The sequence below is a fragment of the Rhizobium sp. LEGMi-198b genome, assembly GCF_054114205.1.
This window is the reverse complement of the sequence record NZ_JBSYVH010000002.1, coordinates 348,422-362,047: the sequence shown is the minus strand read 5'-3', so window position 1 is coordinate 362,047 and position 13,626 is coordinate 348,422. Positions and strand designations below refer to the sequence as shown.

General features: G+C 59.6%; 13 protein-coding genes. 6 read left to right on the top strand and 7 right to left on the bottom strand.

What is annotated here, in order from left to right:
- Positions 1 to 44: 44 nt before the first annotated feature.
- Together ACXHXG_RS08460 and ACXHXG_RS08455 are read right to left on the bottom strand one after the other, a co-directional pair.
- Positions 45 to 356 (bottom strand): AzlD family protein, encoded by a 312-nt coding sequence (locus ACXHXG_RS08460; protein WP_457899020.1) that lies wholly within the window; start codon positions 354 to 356, stop codon positions 45 to 47.
- 2 nt (positions 357 to 358) lie between these two features.
- On the bottom strand, positions 359 to 1,081 hold the full coding sequence (locus ACXHXG_RS08455) for an AzlC family ABC transporter permease (protein WP_104823538.1): 723 nt from the start codon (positions 1,079 to 1,081) through the stop codon (positions 359 to 361).
- A gap of 140 nt (positions 1,082 to 1,221) precedes the next feature.
- Here ACXHXG_RS08455 and ACXHXG_RS08450 point away from each other — a divergent pair, with 140 nt between their 5' ends.
- Positions 1,222 to 1,491: a DUF2164 domain-containing protein gene (locus ACXHXG_RS08450; protein ID WP_104823537.1), complete on the top strand. Its 270-nt coding sequence runs from the start codon at positions 1,222 to 1,224 to the stop codon at positions 1,489 to 1,491.
- 58 nt (positions 1,492 to 1,549) lie between these two features.
- On the opposite strand, the gene panB is transcribed toward ACXHXG_RS08450, so the two are convergent.
- On the bottom strand, positions 1,550 to 2,371 hold the full coding sequence (gene panB, locus ACXHXG_RS08445) for a 3-methyl-2-oxobutanoate hydroxymethyltransferase (RefSeq protein ID WP_104823536.1): 822 nt from the start codon (positions 2,369 to 2,371) through the stop codon (positions 1,550 to 1,552).
- 1 nt (position 2,372) lies between these two features.
- Entirely contained in the window at positions 2,373 to 3,248 is an 876-nt protein-coding gene (gene panC / locus ACXHXG_RS08440) for a pantoate--beta-alanine ligase (RefSeq protein WP_457899019.1), read from the bottom strand.
- Between the two features lie 219 nt (positions 3,249 to 3,467).
- Here panC and ACXHXG_RS08435 point away from each other — a divergent pair, with 219 nt between their 5' ends.
- Together ACXHXG_RS08435 and ACXHXG_RS08430 are read left to right on the top strand one after the other, a co-directional pair.
- Positions 3,468 to 4,016: a DUF805 domain-containing protein gene (locus ACXHXG_RS08435; protein ID WP_457899018.1), complete on the top strand. Its 549-nt coding sequence runs from the start codon at positions 3,468 to 3,470 to the stop codon at positions 4,014 to 4,016.
- 159 nt (positions 4,017 to 4,175) lie between these two features.
- Positions 4,176 to 5,573 (top strand): polysaccharide biosynthesis protein, encoded by a 1,398-nt coding sequence (locus ACXHXG_RS08430; protein WP_457899017.1) that lies wholly within the window; start codon positions 4,176 to 4,178, stop codon positions 5,571 to 5,573.
- Between the two features lie 104 nt (positions 5,574 to 5,677).
- Here ACXHXG_RS08430 and ACXHXG_RS08425 read toward each other — a convergent pair whose 3' ends face one another.
- Both ACXHXG_RS08425 and pncA read right to left on the bottom strand, forming a co-directional pair.
- A complete protein-coding gene (locus ACXHXG_RS08425; protein WP_457899016.1) occupies positions 5,678 to 6,763 on the bottom strand; it encodes a glycosyltransferase family 4 protein in 1,086 nt (361 codons plus the stop codon).
- An 81-nt stretch (positions 6,764 to 6,844) separates the two neighbouring features.
- On the bottom strand, positions 6,845 to 7,468 hold the full coding sequence (pncA, locus tag ACXHXG_RS08420; protein ID WP_457899015.1) for a bifunctional nicotinamidase/pyrazinamidase: 624 nt from the start codon (positions 7,466 to 7,468) through the stop codon (positions 6,845 to 6,847).
- A 412-nt stretch (positions 7,469 to 7,880) separates the two neighbouring features.
- Here pncA and ACXHXG_RS08415 point away from each other — a divergent pair, with 412 nt between their 5' ends.
- Positions 7,881 to 8,750: an amino acid ABC transporter substrate-binding protein gene (locus tag ACXHXG_RS08415; protein WP_283050961.1), complete on the top strand. Its 870-nt coding sequence runs from the start codon at positions 7,881 to 7,883 to the stop codon at positions 8,748 to 8,750.
- A gap of 66 nt (positions 8,751 to 8,816) precedes the next feature.
- Here ACXHXG_RS08415 and ACXHXG_RS08410 read toward each other — a convergent pair whose 3' ends face one another.
- Complete coding sequence (locus ACXHXG_RS08410; protein WP_457899014.1) at positions 8,817 to 11,279, bottom strand: ATP-dependent helicase; 2,463 nt, start codon at positions 11,277 to 11,279, stop codon at positions 8,817 to 8,819.
- A gap of 455 nt (positions 11,280 to 11,734) precedes the next feature.
- On the opposite strand from ACXHXG_RS08410, the gene ACXHXG_RS08405 reads away from it, so the two are divergent.
- Both ACXHXG_RS08405 and ACXHXG_RS08400 read left to right on the top strand, forming a co-directional pair.
- Positions 11,735 to 12,748, top strand: a complete 1,014-nt coding sequence (locus tag ACXHXG_RS08405) for a flagellin N-terminal helical domain-containing protein (protein WP_245463848.1) — start codon at positions 11,735 to 11,737, stop codon at positions 12,746 to 12,748.
- 195 nt (positions 12,749 to 12,943) lie between these two features.
- Positions 12,944 to 13,612 carry a YiaD family glycine zipper/OmpA-like lipoprotein gene (locus tag ACXHXG_RS08400; protein WP_104825136.1) on the top strand — a complete coding sequence of 223 codons (669 nt, stop codon included), beginning with the start codon at positions 12,944 to 12,946 and terminating at the stop codon, positions 13,610 to 13,612.
- The last annotated feature ends 14 nt before the right edge of the window (positions 13,613 to 13,626 follow it).

The window sequence follows — 13,626 nt, the reverse complement described above, 5'->3', positions numbered from 1 at the left end:
TATTCCGCCCGTCAAGGGCAGGGCAGGCATCGCATTTGTCGGTGCTAGACGCCGGCGAGATGTCTCCAAACCATCACGACGATCCAGCCGGCGATCAGCATGAACGTCGGCGAGAAGCGCAAGCCCACCACGAGCGCTGCGGCCATCGCCACCTTCGTATCCCAGCCGCCGATGAAGAAGGCTGGTGCAACAAGCGTGGTGAGGACGGCAGCCGGCACTGCATTTAACGCCGCTTCGACGCGCGGTGGAATGCGGGTCATCTTGGTAATGAGGATGTAGCCGCCAATGCGTGTGAGGTAGGTCACGACGGCGGCGGCGAGGATCAGCAGAACCATATGCGGATCGAAATCGGTCATGGTCAAACCTCGTGATTTTCAGTCGCGAGGTCGGGCTTGCGGTTCGACCGGACCGGCGGAAGCATGGCTGCTAGGGCCACGCCGGCAAAGGCGCCGATGCTGACGTGCCACGGCGAACCGACATAGCGATAGGCGATGGCCGAGGCGGCGGTGCTTGCAATCACCACGGGCAGGAAATTGTCGCGTTTGCGGAAACCGATGACGATGCCGAGGAAATAGATCGGCAGCAAAATATCGAGGCCGATCGTCTTGGGATCGCCGACGAGGCTGCCAAGCATGCCGCCGATGAGGCTGATCACCACCCAGGGAACGTAGATCATCGCTGCGAAACCGAAGTACCAGGCAAAGGTGACCGGCTTGCCGCTCTCGGCGCGCTTGATCGTTTCGGCAAATTGCGGATCGACCAGCAGGAAGAAAGTTAAGAATTTTTCAATGGGCGAGAAACGCCTGATGTAACGGGCGATCGCGGCCGAGTAGAGCACATGGCGGAAATTGACCGCCAGGATCGACAGAACGATCAGCCACGCCTGGACATTGTGGCCGAATAGCTCAATGCCCACCATCTGGCTGGCGCCGGCATAGACGGTGCCGCTCATCAGGGTGAGTTCACCGAGCGACATGCCCTGATCGCGCGCCAAGGCCCCGAACAACGCGCCGAACGGCGCCGCAGCAAGGCCGATGGGAATACCACCCTTCAACCCCTCAAAAAAATCCGCGCGACCCATCGCCCGCTTTGTCCTTTATGGAAAACTTTTCGAGCTGTAAGCTGCGGGGGGAGCCTCGGCAATTCAATTTCCTTGATGGGACAATTGATTTCTTTGAACTAGCCGATTGGATTTGCTTCTAAAACGCTGGAGCGCAATGAATGAAAAAGATTACCTTCCCGAAAGAGGAAAAAGCCGCGATCGTCGCCCGCCTTCAGCAATATTTCGCCGATGAGCTCGACCAGACGATCGGCGCATTGCCGGCAGAATTCCTGCTGGATTTCTTCGCCACGGAAATCGGTCCGCATTTCTACAATCAGGGCCTGCGCGACGCCCATGCGGCGCTGATGACCAAGATGGAGGATTTTGGCGAGGCGATCTATCTGCTGGAGAGGGAAGCGGAAAACCATTCACGTCAGGCGAAGCGCTAAGCGACATCGGCGCAATCAAGCGCTTTACCTTCAGTCATTCGCAGCAAACCATCGTCCGCTACTTTTTCACTTGGAATGTATGTTCCTGCCCCGGGAATGTCCGTGCCTTCACCTCTTCCGCATAGGCTTCCGCCGCCTTTGAAACCACTGGCGCCAGCTCCGCAAAATGCTTTACGAAGCGAGGCTTGAAGTCGCTGAAGAGGCCAAACATATCGTCGGAGACGAGGATCTGGCCATCGCAGGCTGGCGAGGCGCCGATGCCGATGGTCGGGATGCTGATCGAGGCGGTAATTTCGCGGGCGAGCGGTTCGACCGTGCCCTCTATGAGAAGCGCGAAAGCACCGGCTTCGGTGATCACCCTGGCGTCGTGCCGGATCTTTTCCGCTTCCTTGTCAGAGCGGCCGAGCGAGCGATAGCCGCCACTCGTGTTGATCTTTTGCGGCATCAGGCCGACATGTCCGAAGACCGGGACGCCGCGATTGGTCAGGAATGCGACGGTCTCGGCCATCTCCTCGCCGCCCTCCAGCTTGACGCCGTTACAGCCAGTTTCTTTCAAAATGCGGGCCGCATTGCGGAAGGCCTGTTCCTTCGATTCTTGATAGGAGCCGAAGGGCAGGTCGACGATGACGCAGGCCTTTTGGGCACCGCGCATGACGCCTTGGCCATGGGCGATCATCATTTCCAGCGTCACGCCAACCGTCGATTCCATACCGTAGAGCACCATGCCGAGGGAGTCGCCGACCAGAAGCAGGTCGCAATGCGGATCGAGCAGGCGGGCGATCGGCGTCGTATAGGCCGTCAGGCTGACGATCGGGCGCGTGCCCTTCATCGCCTCGATCTGGGCGGGCGTGGTGCGTTTGATTTGTCCGATCGTGCTCATCTCAGGCGGCCTTGTTATTGGTGGCCTGCTTGAGGCCAATGACGCGGTTGTCGAGCAGGCGGGTGGTGCCGATGCGGACAAAAAGGGCGACGAGGATAGGCTGGCCCTGCAGTTTCGTCAGCGGCTCCAAGGTGTCGGGATGGCGAACAGCGGCGACTTCGGATGTTGCCAGCGGCTCGCTGGCGATGAATGCGCGCAGTGCCGCCTCGAAAGCGATGGGATCGTCGGCGCCCTCAGCATAGAGCCGTTCGGCCTCGGCCAGGGCTTGTGGTACGATGACGGCGGCGGCGCGTTCTTCTTTCGAGAGGTAGACATTGCGCGACGACAGCGCCAGGCCATCGGCATCGCGCACGGTCGGCACCGGCACGACGCGAACGGGCTGGGCCAGATCGTCCACCATGCGGCGGATGATCGCCACCTGCTGATAGTCTTTCTCGCCGAAATAGGCGCTGTCGGGCTGGACGATGTTGAAAAGCTTGGTGACGACGGTGGCAACACCAGAGAAATGGCCGGGGCGAACGGCACCCTCCAATTCCATCCCGAGCTTCGGCACATCGACGAGCGTCTCCATCGGCCGCGGATACATGTCGGCGACACCAGGCGCGAAGAGGATATCGACCTTGCCATCGCGCAGCATGGCGCTATCGCGCTCGAGATCGCGCGGATATTTCGCAAGGTCCTCGTTGGCGCCGAATTGCAGCGGATTGACGAAGATCGACACGACAACGATATCGTTTTCCGCCCTGGCGCGGGCAACCAGTTCCATGTGGCCGGCGTGCAGATAGCCCATGGTCGGCACCAGGCCGATGTTTTTGCCAGCCTTGCGATGTTCGCCGAGCTGCACACGCAGGGTGGCAATCGTGGTGATGGTTTCCATAATGGCGCTCCTCCGCTGACAACGCCTTCCCACGTCGCCTGCTTCCATCCCTAAAATTGCGGGGTCTTCTAACGTGTGCAGTGCAAAAAAGCAATTCAACGAGATTGGTCTGTTGCGATCCGGAGGGCGTTCGTCAGCTAAAATTTGAGAAGTATCTTTCAGGGAGGCGAAGGATCTCCGTGCTGTATTGCCGTCGGTCAACGCTTCGTGGGGGATCGCGTGATTGATATTCTTTTCGGCTTCCGGGGAACCCTGGGGAGACGGCAGTATTTTTGGTGGCATATTGGCATCGGTAGCCTGGCTGGTATCTTACTTGCTCTCCTGCTCGACGTTATGGCTTTCACCGGCAACGGCAAACCAACGATCCTTAGTCCCTGGGCATTGCTGCCCTTCGGACTCTTCCTTGCTCCGTTTATCTGGATGGATTTGAGTATCCAGTCGGCAAGAATGCGCGACATTGGAGTGCCGCCGCTCCGTGTCTTTCTGGCGTTTGTTTTGATTTTTCTTGTTACGACTGCTGTCTCGATTTTTATGCATGATGGGTCGATAGAGAAGATATTCAATATACTGTATCGCGGCATTGGAGTGGTCTATTCTGCCCTGCTTCTATTCGCTCCTAGTGGATGCCTCTCACATTGGATGTCGCCCGATCCCGAAGACACGGATCAAAATGGACGACCAGCACCGGTCGCCTATGTTGCTCCGAAAAGTCCTGCGACCGGTGGCAACAGGACCAGTTTTGGTCAGCGTGGCTTGAACCGGAGCTAGTCTCGTACATCGCCCTTGACGCGCCTGCGAAGATGCTGTTGCCGGCTTTGATGCGGTCTGATGGCAAAGTGCATCGCGATCGGCTCTATTTACCGATGGGCACGGAATCGCTCGGTCCGAATTAGCGCTTTTCTCAGCTTTTTGCTGTTAGCTGCCGCCATGGCAAAGATCATAGCATTGGCTGCATATTTCTATCAGGCGGCGGTGGCTTTCGGGTTGCTGATCGCGGTCGCGCATCTGCTGTCGCCGGCGGATTATGCGGCCTATTCGCTGTTCATCTCCATCAGCCAATTCGCGGCGATCTTCTGCTTCGAATGGGTGCGCTTTGCGTGCAGCCGCTTCTATCCCGGGCAGGTGCCAGGCAGCGAGGCAGCGGAGCGCATGGCATTGAGCGTCGAATTCGCCGCTTGCTCCGTGATCTGCATTCTGGCCGCGGTTGCTTCGACCTTCTTCGCCGTGCCGAAGGAGATCGCGGTGCTTGGCGGTCTGGTGGCGATTTTTCAGGGCGGCAGCGATCTGCATCTGACGATGCTGCGCTTCCGCCAGGAGTTCCGCGCCTTCTCGCGGCTGCAGGGTTCGCGGGCCACCGTTCTGGCGGTCGGCACGCTGGGCGGCGCGGCGATCATGCCGAGCTTCGCGTATACGGTCGCTGGTCTGCTTGCCGGTTACGTCGCCTATAGTGCGCTGGCAATGTTCCTGACCCGCAACAGCCTGCGGGAGGCGGCCGGTCTCCAACTGCCGCTGGTGCGAAAGCACTTTGTCTATGGCAGCGTCGCGGCGGGTGCCTCGGTCATCGGCCTCCTGGCACCGCTTGGGTTGAAATCGATCCTGACAGCGGCATTGGGCGCAGGCGGGGCAGCGGGCGCGCTGCTGGCGCTCGACCTGCTGCAGCGGCCTTTCGTGCTGATTGTCTCGGCTCTTCAGGCCATTCAATATCCCGATGTGGTCGCGACTTACGACCGCGAGGGCGCCACAGCGGCGTTTCGGCGGCAGCTCGGCGGCTATTATTCGCTGCTCACGGGTTTCACCTTGATGACGGCGGCAGGGATTTTTGCGCTGCTGCAGCCGGTCGGCCATTTCGTCATCACCCAAGGCCTGCGCGATGGCTTTTTGAGTGCGGCGCCGTTCGTCACCGGCCTGTCGGTCTGCCGTGCCTTGACGCTCAACATGCTGCCGACGCCGGCGCATTTGCGCCATCGGCTGCTGGCGATCTTTTTGCTGGCGGTCGTGGATTGCGCCCTGCTCAATGCCGGCGCTTTGGCGGGCGGCTATCTCGGTTCCTTCAGCGACGGCGCGCTGATGGCCGGAGCCACGGTCGGGGCGCTGATCGCGATGGTGATCGGCGTGAAAGTGCTGATGGCGCTGCCCTTCGATTTCATCTGGCAGCCGGTCGTGCTTTCCGCTGCCGGGTTTGCGGTGCCGGTGCTGGCGACAGCCGGATTCGACTATTCGCTCTGGATATCGGTCGGCACAGGAATGGCCGGCGGCGCGGCCTTCTGCCTGCTGGGTCTCTACAGTTATTTCGTCAAGATGATCCGCCGGCAGGCTATATCCTAAAGCATGTCGCGCAAAAGTGCGCTGCGGTTTTGCGATAACGACATGCGCAAAATCGAGGGCTAAAGCGCAAGAAGCGAATCTGAAAGATCGCGACGCGCTTTAGATCAGAGATCTTCCAGCATGCTCAGGACCCGGTCGGCGCTACGGTCCCAGGAGAAACGGGCGACATTCTCGCGGCCCCTTTGGCGCAGGTCCGCGCGCAATGTTTCATCGCCGGCAATCCGGCGCATGGCGGCGACCAATTCATCCTGCCTTGTTGGATCGAAATAGATCGCGGCGGTGCCGGAGGCTTCGCGTACCGCGGGGATATCGGCGGCGAGCACCGGGCAGCCCTGAGTCATCGCTTCCAGGGGCGGAATGCCGAAACCTTCGTAGAGGCTCGGGAAGACGAAAGCGGTGGCGTGACGTTCGAGAGCGGCAACTTCCGCATCGCTCAGCCGGCCGGGAAAGAGCATGTGATCGTTTGATTCGGGACCATCCGACTTGAACACAGTCGGCGCGGTGCCGCCGACGACCACCAGTTTTTGATCGGGATCGCCCAGAGCTTCGAAAGCCCGGATGGCGAAATCGAGGTTCTTGTTCGGCTTCATCGTGCCGACCAGCAGGAAGAACCCGTTCGTTTTGAGGCCCAGGCGCTCGATGATCGTCTCATCCGGCTCGATGGCGGCGAAATGATCGACGGCGTTGTAGACCACATCGATATTGTCGGAGGGGACATGGAAGACGGAGGCCAGTTCCTTGCGCGAGAATTCCGATACGGTGCCGATCTTCGCGGTGCGGGTCAGCACCGAGCCGAGCGCGCCGTGCAGCAGGCGATAGCTGCGCTTGAAGGATTGGGGATGACGGAAGATCGTCACGTCATGAATGACCACGGCCTGGCGGCGATGCAATAGTGGACCGCTGCCGCCGAAACCGATCAGCCGGCCGCCGCGGGAATGCGCAAGCAGCGCCGTCTGTTCCCAGACATGGCCGGGACCGGAGCTGAAGGCATCGACCGATATGGCCGAGAGGCCGATATCAACAGGCGTATCGCGCGGCACGGCTAGCCGCCAGTTGATACCCTTCAAGGCCGCGGGTACGGCGCCGGCGGCGATCTTACGGTCCAGCGCCAGGGTCAGCTCACGGGCGAAACGTTGCACGCCCGACAAAGGTTGGCTGAGGAAACGGCCGTTGATGGTGATCGACTGCACGCGAAATGTCCCAATATCTTCAATACCGGGAACAGCTTGCGCTATTTTCTTTAGGGAAGGTTTAGCCTGATAGGAGGAATTTTAGGCAAGCACTTCTTTGCTGTCGATAATGGCGACGCCACGCGCCCGCATTTCGTTGATCGCGGCCTCGACGCCGTTCGGATCGATGCCGCGGCTGGCGTCCTCGATGAAGCGGACCTTTACACCCGGCAGCATCTCCACGGCGTCCAGAGCCGAGAATTTCACGCAGTAATCGGTCGCGAGCCCGCAGAGGTCGAGTTGGGAAATACCCTCGGCGCGCAGATGCGCAGCAAGACCGGTGAGAGCCGCGTGATCATTGTCGCGGAAGGCGGAATAGCTGTCGACAGTCGGATTCTGACCCTTCTGCTGGATGAAGTCGATACCGTCGAGGTTCAGTTCAGGATGAAGCATGGCGTCTTCGGTGTTCTGCACGCAATGGTCCGGCCACATCATCTGCGGCTTGCCGGAGAGCATGCCCATTTCGAAGGGCTTCTTGCCGGGATGGGCGGAAGCGAAGCTGCCGTGGCCGGGGGGATGCCAATCCTGGGAGGCAAGAACCAAATCGTATTTGCCACTGTCTATCAGCCTGTTGGCGACAGGCGCCACCTGATCTCCATCCGGCACCGGCAGATTGCCGCCGGGGCAGAAGCCATTCTGGATATCGATCAGCAGCAGCGCCTTCATGGCTTCTCCTTCCATCTCTGTTGCACTGCACGATGCCAAGCGTTGCGCGTTGGATCAAGCTTTTAATGCTCAGACTGAATATAAGGTAGAGCGCGATAGTTTTCGAGGGGGCGCGCGGGCTTATGCTAGGGCAGTCCAAGGGAATGCTTGAAGTGCGCCGGACATTTGGGGCGGCATGTCGCAACGCACGCTGTTGAGACTGCTGACGGGTCGCGGTGACGTGCCGGATATTGAAGATACCTGGTGAATCTCAGGAAACAGAAGTGTCTTGCCAACCAGCGTCGTTGAGGTGTCCGCGATTGACAAATGAACGCGAAGCCATAATCTGCTTTTCAGCCCTTGCGATCATCCGTTTTTCGGAGACGAGGATAATGCTGGTGCCGTTGCCCCGCATACAGGTCTGGCCAAGCGCATGAGACGGTTGCTGCTGACGGGCCTTGCCGTTTTCTTTTCGATCTGCGGAGCGAGCGCCGGGACGCTCGACACGCTTCACCAGCATACAACCCTGCGCATCGGCTACATCGCCGACGAGGCACCGTTTTCATCCAGCAAGCCGAATGAAAAACCGACGGGATATGCCATCGACCTCTGCGGCAAGGTCGCGGACGAAATCGAGCATGCGGTTCCGCAGTTGAAGCGCGAATATGTAGAAATGACGCTGGCCAATGGTTTCGACGCTGTCAAGAACGGTCAGATCGACCTGCTTTGCGGGGCTATCACAGTCAATCTGGAGAGGCGGAAACTCGTCGATTTCTCACAGCCGATCTTCCTGACCGGAGCGAGCGCCCTGCTGCGCAAGGATTCGCCCGACTATCTGCACGCGCTTTTTCTTGATACGCCCACCGTTCGTTCCGTTAGCCAGCGTGCTCCATCCACCAGCGTCATCGGCGTGCGCGCAAACACCACGACGGACGCAATATTGCGCGAGGCACGCAGCATCGAGACCTCGAAAACTCGGATTGCCGATTTCGACACGCACGAAGACGGACTTAAGGCGCTGGAGGAACATAAGATCGACGCCTATTTCGCCGATCGGGTGCTACTCATGAGCTTGGCCCAGCGCGCGCACGATCCGTCCTTGCTTGAAGTCGGCGATCGCCTGTTCACGCATGAACCATATGCAATCGCCCTGAGGCGCGACGATGCCGACTTCCGCCTAGTGGTCGACCGCGCGCTCACGGATTTTTATCTATCGGACGATTTTCTGCCGCTACTGAAGACTTACTTCGGAAGCGAAGCGCCGATGCTGCACACGCAAATCATGATGGAGCATGTGCCCTAGCTCCGGGGCAAAGGGCATTGCGTTGGCAAAGCAGATGATCGATGCGGCAGATGCCCACCGCAACCGTCAAACCCTCTCCACAAACCCATCCAACACCCTTTTCTGCCCCGCCCGATCGAAATCGATCGTCAGCTTGTTCCCTTCGATCTCGGAAACATTGCCGTTCCCAAACTTTATGTGGAAGACGCGGTCGCCGATCGCGAATTTAGAGGGTTCGGTGGAGGTGGATTTGGCGACGAGTTCGCCGTCGATGGTGCGGGTTTTGGGGCCGCTTTCGCCGTAGCCGATGCGTTCGACGGCGTGGCCGGAGCGGGAGCCCCAATTGTCGCGGGTGGCGTCGGTCTTGTTGGCCTGGGCGCGTTTCCAGCCGGGAGTGGAATAGGAGTTGGCGAAAGGGTCGGCCTTGTCGAAGCGTGACTGGCCATAGCCGCCGCGGCCGTAACCACCGTAAGATTGCTCCATCTCGGCCACTTCGACATGGGTTTCCGGCAGTTCGTCGAGAAAGCGAGACGGGATGGTCGATTGCCAGAGGCCGTGGATGCGACGGTTGGAGACGAACCAGATGTGGCAGCGGCGCTTAGCGCGGGTGAGGCCGACATAGGCGAGGCGGCGTTCTTCCTCCAAACCGGCGCGGCCGCTTTCGTCGAGCGAGCGCTGGTGTGGAAACAGGCCTTCCTCCCAGCCAGGCAGGAAGACGGTGTCGAATTCCAAGCCCTTGGCGGAGTGCAGCGTCATGATCGAGACTGCGTCCAGATCCTCGTTCTGCTCGGCGTCCATGACGAGGGCTACGTGTTCGAGGAAGCCGCGCATGGATTCGAAGCTTTCCATCGAGCGGATGAGTTCCTTCAGGTTTTCCAGCCGTCCGGGTGCTTCCGCCGATTTGTCATTCTTCCACATGTCGGTATAGCCGGACTCTTCGAGAATCTGCTCGGCAAGCTCGGTATGCGGGGTGTTTTCAAGCAATCCCTGCCAACGGCGGAAGGATTGCACGACGTCGAACAGCGCCTTGCGCGCCTTCGGCTTCATCTCGTCCGTTTCGATAATATCGGCGGCCGCCGCCAGCATCGGAATGTCGCGGACGCGGGCGTAATCGTGCAGGGCGCGCACGGTGGTGTCGCCGAGGCCGCGCTTCGGCGTATTGATGATGCGCTCGAAGGCGAGGTCGTCGGCCGGCTGGCAGACGAGGCGGAAATAGGCCATGGCATCGCGGATTTCGAGGCGTTCGTAGAAGCGAGGGCCGCCAACGACGCGGTAGTTCAGGCCGAGCGTAACGAAGCGGTCTTCGAATTCACGCATCTGGAATGAGGCGCGCACGAGGATCGCCATGTCGTTGAGATTGTGTTTGCCGCGCTGAAGCTGCTCGATCTCTTCGCCGATCGCGCGCGCTTCCTCCTCGGAATCCCAGGAGGCGTGCACCTGCACCTTGATATCGTCGGGATCGGAGCGGTCGGTGAACAGCGTCTTGCCGAGCCGGCCCTCATTATGGGCAATCAGATGCGCGGCCGCGCCGAGAATATGCTCGGTAGAGCGGTAATTGCGCTCCAGTTTGATGACCTTGGCGCCTGGAAAATCCTTTTCGAAACGCAGGATGTTGTCCACCTCAGCGCCGCGCCAGCCGTAGATCGACTGGTCGTCGTCACCGACGCAGCAGACATTCTGCAGCTCGCCCTTTTGCCGCTGCGCCAGTAGACGCAGCCACATATATTGAGCGGTGTTGGTGTCCTGATATTCGTCGACGAGGATGTAGCGGAACCGCTGGTGATAATCCTTCAATATATCAGGATTCTGGCGGAACATATTGATCGGATGCAGCAAAAGGTCGCCGAAGTCGCAGGCGTTCAGCGTCTTCAGGCGGGCCTGATACGCGGTATAGAGGTCGCGTCCCTTGCCATTGGCGAAGGCGCGCGCATCGCCTTCCGGAATATCGGCCGGGCCGAGGCCCTTGTTCTTCCAGGTGTCGATCATCCCCGCAAATTGCTTGGCGGGCCAACGCTTGTCATCCAGCCCTTCTGCTTGGATCAATTGCTTGATCAGGCGCACGACATCGTCGGTGTCGAGAATGGTGAAGCTCGAGGAGAGGCCGACCAGCTCGGAATGACGGCGCAGCAGCTTGACGCCGATCGAATGGAAAGTGCCGAGCCAGGGCATGCCTTCGACCGCGCCGCCGACGAGGAGGGCGATACGCTCCTTCATCTCGCGCGCGGCCTTGTTGGTGAAGGTGACGGCGAGGATCTGAGATGGGAAAGCACGATTGGTGGAAAGGATGTGGGCGATGCGGGTCGTCAGCACCCGCGTCTTGCCGGTGCCGGCGCCGGCGAGCACCAGTACGGGCCCATCCAGCGTCTCGACCGCTTCCGCCTGTTCCGGATTGAGGCCAGCGAGATAGTCAGGGCGGCGGCCGCTGTCGCGCGCCGCCATGGCGCGGGCCGCAATACCGCCACCGGCGCTGGGGGCAGGGGCAGGCCGACGCGGCGCCGCGTCCTCCGGCTCCTCGTCAAAGAAGGGAATGTCGTCATGTCCGATGGTCATGCGGCTCAATGTAATGATTCTGCCCTGAAAGGCAAAAGAAACGGCCGGGAAATAGAACAAAAAGTGCACATTTCTTGGGTTGTAAGCCTTTCAAGGGACTGTCTCGCAGTTCCTGCGGCTTGTTGTTCAACGGAGCGGCGGCTGCATGAAGAGATGTAGGAAGCGGCATTGCGTGCGAAGGCGGCCAGGCTCCGGGCGGTGGAATGATCGCAACCTGAACGCGATAACGATTTTCTGATCGAGGGCGATTTATGGTAAATTGCTAGTTTCCATTATAGCTTTCTTAAGCATGATTGCTAATCATAGCGCCTGTAACCGCTCGAGTTTCAGGCGCTGTTTTTTTGCCGGACTCCACCTTCGCCGACTTCGGTTGGCCCGCGCGCATGAGCGCCCGCGGCATGGTTCCAATGTCTTCTTGTATCTGTTGTGTATCGTTGCGTCCGGAGTCCTGTGTCGTGAGTATTTTTTCGACCTTCATAAGGGTAAGTTCCCCTGTCAAAACAGCCCTTGAAGTCCTTCGAAACACACAGGCGGATCTGAATGTTGCACAGCGTCAGATGTCATCCGGTCTGCGTGTGCAGACCGCTAAGGACAACGCCACTTACTGGACGATCTCGACATTGACGCGCACCGATATTGGCGCCGTCTCGGCCGTGCAGGATGCGCTGGGGCTTGCTGCTGCCACGGTCAGCACCGCCTCCACGGGCATCACCAGCGCAATCGATATCGTCACTCAGATCCGATCGAAGCTGGTGACTGGCTATGAGGGCAGTGTCGATAAGACCAAGCTCAACGACGAAATCTCCGAACTTAAGGACCAGCTTCGCAGCGTCGGCGAGTCGACGAGCTTCAACGGCGTCAACTGGGTCGTGCTGCAGAACGGTGACGATCCGACCGAGCCACACGAGATCCCGGGCTCCCTCATCCGCCACACCGATGGCACGGTTTCGATCGGCATGCTGAACTATGAGGGTGTCGGCTCGACCAGCGGCCCCATCGTATCGACGGATGCACGATATCTGATCGACGATCAGTCAAGCGGCACGGGCGGCTATGGCGTGCTCACCTCCACGGCTTTTGCAACGGAAGCGGGGGCAGCCGAGAACTATGTGCTGATCGGCAGTAAAAATGGCGATACCAGCGGGCAGGTGGAAATCTCGCTCGACGCCAATACGACACAGGGCGCCGTGACCGACATGGTCAACACCGTCACCGCCATGCTGCACCAACTGAACACGATAGGATCGGCCTTCGGCTCGTTGGAAACGCGCGTCAGTCTGCAAAACCAATTTGCCAGCAATCTCAGCGATTCGCTGACGAGTGGCGTCGGCAAGCTGGTCGATGCCGACATGGAGAGGCAATCAAGCAGGGTATTGGCGCTGCAGACGCAGCAGCAACTGGGATTGCAATCATTGTCGATTGCCAATGCCAGCTACGATACGGTGAGACAACTCTTCCAAAACCTCTGACGGCGGAAGCCTGGATTTCAAGGGGAATAGATCGGCGGAGCGGATCCAATCTCCTTGAACTGGTTAGTTTGGAAGAAAACGCTCCAGAATAGTGGCCGGGCAGCCCGGCCGCGGGTGGACGAAAATTATATTTCATCATATTGCCGCAATGCTTCATATCTGCTGCGGACCATCGAACCGGAGAGCGACGATTCTATGATCAAGAAATTTGCCATCCTTGCCGTCTCGGCAGCCTTTCTCAATGCATGTACGACAACCGATCCCTATACGGGAGAGCAGAAAGTATCCAACACGGCGGGAGGCGCCGCGATCGGTGCCGGCGTTGGTGCGGTTGCCGGTCTTCTCATCGGCCACTCGCCGGCATCGCGCCGCAATGCTGCGCTGATCGGCGCCGGCGTCGGTGCGCTTGCGGGTGCCGGCATCGGCAATTACATGGACCAGCAGGAATCCGAGCTGCGCGCGCAGTTGCAGGGTACTGGCGTCTCCGTAACGCGCGTCGGCGACCGCATCATCCTCAATATGCCGTCGGCCATTACCTTCGACATCGACCAGGATGCGATCAAGCCGGAATTCGATCCGACGCTGAATTCGGTCGCGATCGTGCTTCGCAAGTTCAACCGCACGCTGATCGACGTCAACGGCCATACGGATTCGACCGGCAGCCTGCAGCATAACCAGGAACTGTCCGAACGCCGCGCCGATTCGGTTGCCAGCTATCTCGGCAGCCAGGGCATCGACCAGCGCCGCATGTCTGCCGTCGGCTTCGGCCCGAGCCAGCCGGTCGCCACCAACGCCAGCGAAGCCGGCCGTGCGCAGAACCGTCGCGTCGAAATCCAGATCGCGCCCATTACCCAAAACGGCTGATCTGACGTAGACCT

What these genes read in the sequence shown, in the direction of transcription:
- panB (WP_104823536.1), bottom strand. Translation starts at nt 2,371, where the DNA reads ATGAGCACGATCGGACAAATCAAACGCACCACGCCCGCCCAGATCGAG.
- ACXHXG_RS08450 (WP_104823537.1), top strand. Translation starts at nt 1,222, where the DNA reads ATGAAAAAGATTACCTTCCCGAAAGAGGAAAAAGCCGCGATCGTCGCC.
- ACXHXG_RS08430 (WP_457899017.1), top strand. Translation starts at nt 4,176, where the DNA reads ATGGCAAAGATCATAGCATTGGCTGCATATTTCTATCAGGCGGCGGTG.
- ACXHXG_RS08460 (WP_457899020.1), bottom strand. Translation starts at nt 356, where the DNA reads ATGACCGATTTCGATCCGCATATGGTTCTGCTGATCCTCGCCGCCGCC.
- ACXHXG_RS08415 (WP_283050961.1), top strand. Translation starts at nt 7,881, where the DNA reads ATGAGACGGTTGCTGCTGACGGGCCTTGCCGTTTTCTTTTCGATCTGC.
- pncA (WP_457899015.1), bottom strand. Translation starts at nt 7,468, where the DNA reads ATGAAGGCGCTGCTGCTGATCGATATCCAGAATGGCTTCTGCCCCGGC.
- panC (WP_457899019.1), bottom strand. Translation starts at nt 3,248, where the DNA reads ATGGAAACCATCACCACGATTGCCACCCTGCGTGTGCAGCTCGGCGAA.
- ACXHXG_RS08410 (WP_457899014.1), bottom strand. Translation starts at nt 11,279, where the DNA reads ATGACCATCGGACATGACGACATTCCCTTCTTTGACGAGGAGCCGGAG.
- ACXHXG_RS08455 (WP_104823538.1), bottom strand. Translation starts at nt 1,081, where the DNA reads ATGGGTCGCGCGGATTTTTTTGAGGGGTTGAAGGGTGGTATTCCCATC.
- ACXHXG_RS08400 (WP_104825136.1), top strand. Translation starts at nt 12,944, where the DNA reads ATGATCAAGAAATTTGCCATCCTTGCCGTCTCGGCAGCCTTTCTCAAT.